This is a genomic window from Pseudomonas sp. EA_65y_Pfl1_P113, from assembly GCF_963970525.1.
Lineage (GTDB): Bacteria > Pseudomonadota > Gammaproteobacteria > Pseudomonadales > Pseudomonadaceae > Aquipseudomonas > Aquipseudomonas tritici.
The window spans coordinates 1-255 of sequence record NZ_CAXAQM010000739.1; the positions used below are offsets into that span (position 1 = coordinate 1).

At 56.9% G+C, this 255-nt stretch carries 1 protein-coding gene; it reads left to right on the forward strand.

Annotated elements, in window-relative coordinates; all coding sequences use genetic code 11:
- The coding region (locus tag AACY52_RS31975; RefSeq protein ID WP_339561643.1) for a transposase at positions 1-255 on the forward strand (255 nt) is incomplete at both ends.

Genomic DNA, 255 nt, shown 5'->3' on the forward strand with positions numbered 1-255 from the left:
CCGGTGAGCATGCTCGCAACTTCCTGCAAGGCTGGAAAGGTAAGTTGGTCTGCGACGATTTTGGCGGTTACAAGGCCAGCTTCGAACTCGGCGTGACCGAGATTGGCTGCATGGCCCATGCCCGGCGAAAATTCTTCGAATTGCACGCTACTAACAAGAGCCAGCTCGCCGAGCAGGCCCTGCGTTACATCCAGTTGCTGTACGAAATCGAGAGCGAAGTGCGCGATCTGGAGCCGGATTTACGGCGCCGAATAC